Annotated in this window: 8 protein-coding genes; 3 read left to right on the top strand and 5 right to left on the bottom strand. The window is 62.5% G+C overall.

Features of this window, described 5'->3' with window-relative positions; all coding sequences use genetic code 11:
* Positions 1-137: 137 nt before the first annotated feature.
* Complete coding sequence (locus AUR66_RS02845) at positions 138-671, bottom strand: hypothetical protein (RefSeq protein WP_058571006.1); 534 nt, start codon at positions 669-671, stop codon at positions 138-140.
* Positions 672-744: 73 nt separating this feature from the next.
* Here AUR66_RS02845 and AUR66_RS02840 point away from each other — a divergent pair, with 73 nt between their 5' ends.
* Positions 745-2,037 carry a glucose-6-phosphate isomerase gene (locus AUR66_RS02840; RefSeq protein ID WP_058571008.1) on the top strand — a complete coding sequence of 431 codons (1,293 nt, stop codon included), beginning with the start codon at positions 745-747 and terminating at the stop codon, positions 2,035-2,037.
* A gap of 13 nt (positions 2,038-2,050) precedes the next feature.
* Here AUR66_RS02840 and AUR66_RS02835 read toward each other — a convergent pair whose 3' ends face one another.
* Together AUR66_RS02835 and AUR66_RS02830 are read right to left on the bottom strand one after the other, a co-directional pair.
* The gene (locus tag AUR66_RS02835; RefSeq protein WP_082682106.1) at positions 2,051-3,394 is read right to left on the bottom strand and encodes a TIGR00341 family protein; all 1,344 of its coding nucleotides are present in this window, start codon (positions 3,392-3,394) and stop codon (positions 2,051-2,053) included.
* 212 nt (positions 3,395-3,606) lie between these two features.
* The gene (locus AUR66_RS02830) at positions 3,607-4,632 is read right to left on the bottom strand and encodes a DHH family phosphoesterase (RefSeq protein ID WP_058571005.1); all 1,026 of its coding nucleotides are present in this window, start codon (positions 4,630-4,632) and stop codon (positions 3,607-3,609) included.
* Between the two features lie 142 nt (positions 4,633-4,774).
* Here AUR66_RS02830 and AUR66_RS02825 point away from each other — a divergent pair, with 142 nt between their 5' ends.
* The gene (locus tag AUR66_RS02825) at positions 4,775-5,512 is read left to right on the top strand and encodes a CPBP family intramembrane glutamic endopeptidase (RefSeq protein WP_058571004.1); all 738 of its coding nucleotides are present in this window, start codon (positions 4,775-4,777) and stop codon (positions 5,510-5,512) included.
* A gap of 18 nt (positions 5,513-5,530) precedes the next feature.
* Here the strand turns inward: AUR66_RS02825 and AUR66_RS02820 are convergent, their stop codons facing one another.
* Together AUR66_RS02820 and AUR66_RS02815 are read right to left on the bottom strand one after the other, a co-directional pair.
* Positions 5,531-5,989, bottom strand: coding sequence for an NOB1 family endonuclease (locus AUR66_RS02820; RefSeq protein WP_058571003.1), 459 nt, complete (start codon positions 5,987-5,989; stop codon positions 5,531-5,533).
* Between the two features lie 7 nt (positions 5,990-5,996).
* Positions 5,997-6,242 (bottom strand): PRC-barrel domain-containing protein, encoded by a 246-nt coding sequence (locus tag AUR66_RS02815; RefSeq protein ID WP_058571007.1) that lies wholly within the window; start codon positions 6,240-6,242, stop codon positions 5,997-5,999.
* A 227-nt stretch (positions 6,243-6,469) separates the two neighbouring features.
* Between AUR66_RS02815 and infB the strand changes: the two genes are divergently transcribed.
* Complete coding sequence (gene infB, locus AUR66_RS02810) at positions 6,470-8,272, top strand: translation initiation factor IF-2 (RefSeq protein ID WP_058571002.1); 1,803 nt, start codon at positions 6,470-6,472, stop codon at positions 8,270-8,272.
* The last annotated feature ends 209 nt before the right edge of the window (positions 8,273-8,481 follow it).

The following is an 8,481-nucleotide window of genomic DNA, read 5'->3' as shown; positions in this document are numbered from 1 at the left end:
GCCTTTTGCCCGTTTCGGGCGCGTTCGACCCGGTTGGCGATGGTTCACACGGACGCTCTCGGTGAAACGACGACTGCGAGTGTTCAAGTATGAAGACAGTACCATTCTGGCTCGGTGCATCGAGGTTCGGTCACTACTCACCTAAGCAGTCGGTGAGCCCCGTAAATCACCGCGGCACACACCACCGGCGGGAGGATGCCGTACAGCGACGGGAGCGCGTAGAGGAGTTCCACGACGGGGACGAGCGCCGAGACGGTGATGGGTCCGAGCGTGAACGGTTCAGGGACCGTCTGCAAGTCCGCCGGCACCGAGATGACGAGGCCGACGTACACCGAGAGGATGAACAGGAACCCGGTGAACGCGAGACTCACGTCGTACCGCCGGTCCGACCCGGTCTTTCGGTGTCGCCGTGCGACGAACAGGACGGGCGCGACGAGCGGTGCGACGATGAACAGTCCCACGAGGACGTAGAACGACCGCGAAAGAGTGAGCGACCCACCGGGAACGGCCGCCGTCGCGCCGATGAGGACCACGAGTCCGAAGATGACGAACAACGAGACGATACCGGACGCGAGGGCACCCACGAGCACGTAGAGTTTGAACAGCCACGACTCGCTGTGCCGGAACGCGTACGGGAACGCCCCGAAGACGCCGCCGTAGTCGTCTGCCATTAGCCGTCGATTAGGAGTGACCGCGATTAAACCGACCGGTGTCGTTTTCACGCCGGCCGACGCGCGAAGTACCATGCAGGTAGACCTCGGGAACGTCCTCGACACGGCGTCGGCCCACGGTGTCTCACGCGAGACGCTCGAACGACTCGACGGGCGCGTCGCGGACGCCCACGACCGTATCGAACAGGGACGCGAGGACAACGAACACGGCTACGAAGCGCTGAACCTTCCGAGCACGACCGACCCCGACGCGATTCGTGAGGCGGTCAGCCGATTCGACGACCCCGACGCGGTCATCACCGTCGGCATCGGCGGGAGTGCCCTCGGCGCGGCCACACTGACAGACGCCCTCGACAGCGACGTAGACGCGTACTACCTCGACAACGTCGACCCCGAAGCGGTCGACTCGCTCCTCGACTCGCTGGACCTCTCGCAGACCGTCGTCAACGTCGTCTCACGCTCCGGGACGACGGCCGAGACGCTGGCCAACTTCCTCGTCGTCCGCGAGGCGATGGCCGACGCCGGCGTCGACTGGGCCGACCGAACGTTCGTCACGACCGGCGAGGAAGGAAACCTCCGTGACCTCGCCGAGAAGCACGACCTGCCACTTCTCCCGGTTCCCGACGGCGTCCCCGGGCGGTTCTCCGTCCTCTCGACCGTCGGCCTCGCCGCCGCGGCCATCTGCGGGCACGACATCGAAGCGATTCTGGACGGGGCGGCCGCACAGGAGGCCCGTCTCTCCGACTCGCTGTTCGACTCGCCTGCGTACGCCTACGGTGCCGTCTCGTTCGCTCTCGCCGAGCGTGGGATGCTCCAGAACGCGATGATGCCCTACGCCGAGTCACTGGAGACGTTCTCCGAGTGGTTCGCGCAGTTGTGGGCCGAATCGCTCGGCAAAGATGGGTTGGGCCAGACGCCGCTTCGCGCCCTCGGGGCGACAGACCAGCACTCCCAACTCCAACTGTACCGCGCCGGTCCGCGCGACAAACTCGTCACGCTCGTCCGCGCCACCGAACGCGACGACGTCGACATCCCGGAGACGGACCTCGACGGCCTCGCGTACCTCGGCGGGTCCTCACTCGGTGAACTCCTCGACGCCGAGTTCGAGGCGACGGAAGCGAGTCTCGTCGCCGCCGACCGCCCGAACGTCCGCATCGAACTCGAACGCGTCGACGAGTACAGCCTCGGCGAACTCCTCTACGCGATGGAAGCGGCCTGTGTCCTCTACGGTGAACTCGCAAACGTAGATACCTTCGTCCAACCGGCCGTCGAGTGGGGCAAACGCGCCGCCCGCGGCCTCCTCGGTGGCGGCGACTTCGAAGAGGCGGACGCAGTGGCGGACAAAGAGCGACTCGTCGTCGAATAAGGAGACTCCGAACCTACGAGGCGACTGGCCCGGCGGGAACGGTCACCCGTTCCGTCATCGTCGCCTCGTCGTCAGCAGGGCGGGACGCGTCGACAGCTTCGATGAGGACGATGACGTCGTACCCTTGTTCTTCTTTGATTGTCGTGCGAATCGCTTCGGCTAACCCACTGGGTGGGACGCCACCGGGGGAGTCGACGAGAATCGTCACTTCGGGTTCTTCACTGAACAGGAGACCCTGCACGGGCGAGACGTCGATGTGCACTTCGACGAGTTGGACGTTCTGATACCGTTGTTGTGAGAGCACGTCGGCTATCTCGTCGTTCAGATTCTCCTTGAACTGGGCGTCGGCAATCGACAGGAGCGTCACGCCAGAGAGGACGACGCCCAAGACGAGGAGCGCGAACGTGATGATGCCGAGCAGTTGGATGGTCCGTTTTCGAGCGTAGCCCGCATCACCTTCGGCTACTGGACGGTAGCCACTCACCCACAGGAGACTGAGTGCCACGAGGTTCACCGCGAGAATGTTCACGAGCAGGAGGGTCCCCGCTTCGAGTATCGCGAGTGGGGCGTCCCACGCGATGCCGATGCCGACGGTTGCCGCCGGCGGGACCAACGCGACGGCAATCATCGCACCGACCAGCACCGACGACACACCGCGAGTGAGGCTGAACACGGCCGCAACACCGGCCCCGACTGCGAGGACCAGCGAGAGGATGTTCGGCGTCAGTCGTTCTTGGACCTGCGGGACCTCTATCGGATTGAATCCCGGTGGCACGAGTAGCGTCTCTTTGACCAGCAGTGAGAAGACGAGTCCGCTCGCGATGGCGAGCAACACGCCGAGCACCTGTAATCCGACGCCTCGGCGGAACAGTTTCGGTTCGTAGAGCACGCTCCCGACAGACGCCGAGATGGCCGGCCCCATGACGGGCGCGATAATCATCGCGCCGATGATGACCGCCGCAGAGTTCGACAGCAACCCCGTCGTCGCGACGACAGCACTGACGATGGTCATCACGACGAACGTCGACAGCGGCGGTGCCATATCCTCGGCACGCGAGACGAGTTCTGCACGTGACAGCGACAGGTCGGTGTACTTCTTCTTCGTCTCGCTGAACCGCTTCGAGACGACTGTCTCGGCGGTGACGACGATAGTGTAACCGTCTTCTTCGAGACCGACGTTCCGAAGTCGGGTCAACACCGGTTCGACTGCGCTCGTCGGAAGTGGGAACGAAACCTGCGCCTCGTACTCTCCTCGTCCGATCTCTTCGCTTACAGCGTAGTCGATTCCTTCGTCGTCCAACTCGTCGAGGACGTCCTCCAGTCTGCCGATTGGGATGAGTACGTGAACGAGGCGCATTTACGACAAACATACGTTATTTAGAAACATAAATTAGCGGTCAAAATATTCGTTATTATCGTACGCTCAGCCAGTAGAGACCGTATCGAGCACTAGACTGTCGGACGTTCGAGGAGGTTCGGAGAACCACGTGGAGATCAGATGTATCGGCCCTGCCGACCCGACGACACCGACCACAGACGCGGTCCGTGTTGGGTCAGTCCCACTGACAGTCACTTCTTCGAATCGGCAGATATCTTGAGTTCGGCGAAGAGGCGTGCGGTGACGACCTGTTCGACGATGTCGAGTAACGTCTCGTCGTCACTCCTGTAGTCGGCGAAGATGCCGAGTGGAATCTCGCCACCTGCGACGTCGTGGTGTCCGCCGGCGCTTCCCACGTCGCTGAACGCTCTTCTGAGGACGTTGCCAGCGTGGATACGCGGGTCTGGTGACCGGGCGCTGAGTTGGATTGCGCCGTTGATGACGCCGAAGACGATGGCCGTTTCGACGCCCTCCAGAGTCGCGAGGTAGTCTGCGGCCTGTGGAAGTGCGTCTCGTTCCGTGGTTCGGCCGACGTGCGAGACGAGGACCGACCGTTTCACCCGTCTATTTTCGATTGCAGTCGAGATTGCATCGAGCGTCTCCCCTGTTACCGAAGGTGCCGATAACCTGTGGAGGAGTTCGTCATCTGCCGATTCGTGCAGAAACGCTGCCGCTTCGTACTCCTCGCGTGTCACGCCGCGGAGAAAGTTGAGCGTCTCTCGACGAATCGCGAACAAGAGTGCCGTCGCAAGCGCCTCGTCGATGTCGATGCCGAGGGCTTCGACGTACTCTGTGAGGATGGTCGCCGCCGCCCCGATATCCTCGCGGTGGTCGACGAATCGGGCATCGACACCGTCCGCGGGGTGGTGGTCGATGACGATATCGATGGGCGTCTCCTTCGGAATCCGATTGTTCGCACCGGGAACCGAATGGTCGACCAACGCGAGCAACGACTCTGGGGGGCGGTCTCGAATGGTCTTCGGGTCGAACGTGCTGAGGTCGATATCGAGGAGGTTGACGAACGCGCGGTTCTGCTGGTGCGAGATGTCACCGTCGTAGAGGATGTGGATGTGTGACTCCTCGATGCCGGCAGCAGCGGCGATTCGGCCCAACGCGAGGGCACTCGCGAGACAGTCTGGGTCGGGATTGTTGTGGCAGACGACGTTGAGTTCGTTCCCCTCAGATAGCAACTCGTGAAGTTGCTGAGGTGCACTCATCACGTCGTATAGGCTCTCTATCAGGTTAGGATAGACGGTAGGTTGACAGATTCCAGACTGTCTCTCGGACGTGAACAGACGGCGGCGTCGAACGCAACGAGACCCGAATCCGTTATGCGGCCTGATTCCGAATGGAAGACCAATGGCACACGACTCCGCCCAGTCGGCGGCGAGTCCCGGCGACCACCTCCAAGCGTACGGCGGCATCATCATCGTCGTCGCCCTCGCACTCATCGTCGGTGCGACGTTCGGTTCCGTCGCCGGTGGTATCGGGAGAGGATTCCTCGCGTCGTCGGACCCGCTCGTGGACGCCATCGCCAGCGCGGGCCAGTTCGTCGGGTTCGGCGTCGTCGGACTCGCGTACCTCGCGTCTCGCGACGACTGGGACATCATCCGCCTCGAACGCCCCTCGAAGGGAGATATGCTGTGGATTGGCGGCGGTCTGGTCGCCCTCCTCGTCGTCTACCTCGCCGCGACGGCGCTGATGAACGTCCTCAACATCCAGAGTGGCGAGAGCGTCCTCGCCCAGCAGGGCCGCGAGAACCCGGTGTACTTCCTCTATCTCACCGCCGTCACTATCTTCCTCGTGGGTCCGACCGAAGAACTCATCTTCCGAGGTATCGCGTACGGCGAACTCCGCCGCCTCTGGGGACCGGCCCCGGCCGTCGTCCTGTCGAGTGCGGTGTTCGCCTCTATCCACCTCTGGTCGTTCTCGGGTGAAGGGATGCTCATCTCGCTCGGGATGGTGTTCGTCCTCGGGAGCGTCCTCGCGATTATCTACGAGCAAAGCGGCAATCTCCTCGTCGCTGCCGTCGCTCACGGTCTGTTCAACGCAGTCCAGTTCCTCGCGAGTTACGCGCAGGCGACCGGACTGCTCTAACGGCGGGGGACTGTCGGCCTACGCCGGATTCTTTCGTGCGAGGCCCATCCCACAGATGGGACAACGCTCTTTGTTCTCGTCGAACTCACGGCCACAGCCTTGACACTGGAACTTCCAGCTTCGCTGCTCGGAGATGCCGTCCTGGGCGATGACTTCGACGGTGACGTTGAGTCGCTCGGCGACGTTCTGCATCGCGTAGTCGTCGGTGACGAGAACCGCGTCGAGTTCGAACGCGGCGGCGATGAGACGAGCGTCAGTCTCGGAGAGTACGTCCGCGTCGCCTGTCTCCCTGGCGGCCCGAAGCACCTTGTCGACGGTTCCCTGCCCGGGGATGTGGACGTACATACCGGCCCCTTCCTGTGCGTCGAACCGGAAGGCGTGTTCGCCGGTGAGTTCTTCTTTGACGAGCGGAATCGACGCCGTCTCGTCGTCAGTGTGGTACTCGTGGATGAACGCAGAAGAGTCGAGAATCCGCATGAGGAGTCTATCGTTGGACGACGATGTAGTCTTTGACTGCCTGCACGCGGTTCACCGGGATGCGGAACCGGCCGCGGTCGTCGCGGTCGAACGCCACACGACCGGGGGCGAGTTCTTCGTTGGGTTGGACGAGCAAGTCGTGGAGTGCACCCGACTTCAGGTCCATGGTGATGTTGTACAGCATTCCGAGTTCCGTCCCGTCCGACCCCATGACGGCCTTCCCGGAGAGGTTCTCGGCGAGTATGTCGGCCATGCTCGAACGTTCCTCGTGGGTTACCATAAACGCCACGGGCACGTCTGACGGGTGGCCGACGTACTCACGCGTCGGTCGCCCAACACGACGGCAGATGGTCGACGAATCGGGCAGGACTGCCGTCCGGGGAATCGGTGCAGTGTACGATTCCGTGCACACGTGACGATGGACTTAACTTGAGTCACCGACTCGAATCGGGTAAGTAACCTTCTCCGGGGCGATTCTCCATGTCCGATACTGATTCGACGTCACAATCCGATACGCTTCGCACACCCATCGTGGCCGTCCTCGGCCACGTCGACCACGGGAAGACGAGTCTTCTCGACAAGATTCGCGGGTCCGCCGTCAGCGAGGGTGAGGCCGGGGCCATCACCCAGCACATCGGGGCCACTGCAGTCCCGTTAGACACCGTCTCGCAGATGGCCGGTGCCCTCGTCAAGCCCGACGATTTCGACCTCCCGGGACTCCTCTTCATCGACACGCCGGGCCACCACTCGTTCAGTACGCTCCGCTCTCGCGGTGGCGCACTCGCCGATATCGCCATCCTCGTCGTGGACGTGAACGACGGCTTCCAGCCCCAGACCGAGGAGGCCATCGACATCCTCAAACGAACGGGCACGCCGTTCATCGTCGCCGCCAACAAGGTGGACACGACGCCGGGATGGAACCCACAACAGGGTGAACCAATCCAGAAGTCGCTGGAGAAACAGTCCAAACGCGCCAAGTCGAAACTCGACGAGAGTCTCTACCAACTCATCGGCGAACTCTCCGACAAGGGCTTTTCGTCTGACTTCTACTGGCGCGTCCAGAACTTCCAGAAGAACATCGGTGTCGTCCCCGTCTCCGCGCTGACCGGCGAGGGCATCCCGGACCTCCTCGGCGTCCTCATGGGCCTCTCGCAGCGGTACATGAAAGACGAGATGGCTATCGACGTGGCCGGACCGGGCTACGGGACGGTCCTCGAAGTCAAAGAGGAACGTGGCTTCGGTGCCACCCTCGACGTGGTCCTCTACGACGGGACGATTCACGCGGGCGACACCATCGTCGTCGGCGGCGCGAACGAACCCATCGTGACCGAGGTTCGCGCACTCCTCCAACCCCGTCCGAACGCCGAGATTCGCACCGAGAAGCGATTCGACAAGGTGGACGAAGTCCGCGCCGCCGCCGGTGTCAAAATCGCCGCCCCCGACCTCGAAGACGCGATGGCCGGCGCACCCGTCCGGGTCGTCGGTGACCGTGACGTAGACGAAGTCATCCGCGAAGTCGAAGCGGAACTCGCGGACATCGAAGTGACCACCGAAGAGGAGGGCGTGGTCGTCAAAGCCGACACACTCGGCAGTCTGGAAGCGATGGCGAACGCGCTTCAAGAGGCCGAAGTCCCTATCCTTCGCGCCGAAGTCGGCGACATCGCACCCCGCGACGTGGCCGTCGCGTCGACTGCCCGCGAACCCGAACACAAGGTCATCCTCGGGTTCAACGTGGACGTGCTCTCGAACGCGCAGGACGAACTCGACAAAGGCGAAGTCAAACTGTTCGACGACGACGTCATCTACCAACTCGTCGAAGAGTACGAGGAGTTCGTCGACGAGATGAAGCGGGCCCAACAGGAGACCATCCTCGACAAAATCGTCCGCCCGTGTCGCTTCCGCATCCTCGAAGACCACGTCTTCCGGCAGAGCAGTCCCGCCGTCGTCGGCGTCGAAGTCATGGCCGGGACCATCAAGAACAACATGAACGTCGTGAAGTGGGAAGGCAACGAGCCAAAACGCGTCGGGCAACTGTCCGGTATCCAGGAAAATGGTGAAGACGTGTCGAGCGCCCGTGCCGGGTCGCGCGTCAGTATCGCCATCGACGGCCCGACTGTGGGCCGCCAAATCGACGAAGGCGACGAACTCTGGATAGAACTTCCCGAGAAGCACGCGAAGATTCTCGAACAGGAACTCCGCGACGACATCCCCGTGGACGAACTCGAAGCGCTCTCCGGCTATCTCGACAAGCACCGCCGTCGCGACCCCTTCTGGGGCAAATAACGGCACAGACAGGCACCGTCAGGTCCACGGCGCGCCCAGCAGAAATCTGTCAAACCGCATGACAGCGGCGTAACGAATTTGTATTATCGGCCAGTTATTCACGAATAGGTGGTATAATGCGCACACGAACATTCAGCGACAGCATCGTCTCGGACGCGTCACGATACGACTTCATTCTGGTGGCGCTTCCGCTCCCGTTGTTCTTCGGC

This window comes from Haloferax profundi (genome assembly GCF_001469865.1).
GTDB lineage: Archaea > Halobacteriota > Halobacteria > Halobacteriales > Haloferacaceae > Haloferax > Haloferax profundi.
Note: the sequence above shows the minus strand (reverse complement) of the source record. Positions and strands in the feature narration are given on the sequence as shown.

Excerpts from the sequence above, each read along its gene's own strand:
- AUR66_RS02815 (WP_058571007.1), bottom strand. The coding sequence starts at position 6,242 with ATGGCCGACATACTCGCCGAGAACCTCTCCGGGAAGGCCGTCATGGGG.
- AUR66_RS02845 (WP_058571006.1), bottom strand. The coding sequence starts at position 671 with ATGGCAGACGACTACGGCGGCGTCTTCGGGGCGTTCCCGTACGCGTTC.
- AUR66_RS02835 (WP_082682106.1), bottom strand. The coding sequence starts at position 3,394 with ATGCGCCTCGTTCACGTACTCATCCCAATCGGCAGACTGGAGGACGTC.
- AUR66_RS02840 (WP_058571008.1), top strand. The coding sequence starts at position 745 with ATGCAGGTAGACCTCGGGAACGTCCTCGACACGGCGTCGGCCCACGGT.
- AUR66_RS02830 (WP_058571005.1), bottom strand. The coding sequence starts at position 4,632 with ATGAGTGCACCTCAGCAACTTCACGAGTTGCTATCTGAGGGGAACGAA.
- infB (WP_058571002.1), top strand. The coding sequence starts at position 6,470 with ATGTCCGATACTGATTCGACGTCACAATCCGATACGCTTCGCACACCC.
- AUR66_RS02820 (WP_058571003.1), bottom strand. The coding sequence starts at position 5,989 with ATGCGGATTCTCGACTCTTCTGCGTTCATCCACGAGTACCACACTGAC.
- AUR66_RS02825 (WP_058571004.1), top strand. The coding sequence starts at position 4,775 with ATGGCACACGACTCCGCCCAGTCGGCGGCGAGTCCCGGCGACCACCTC.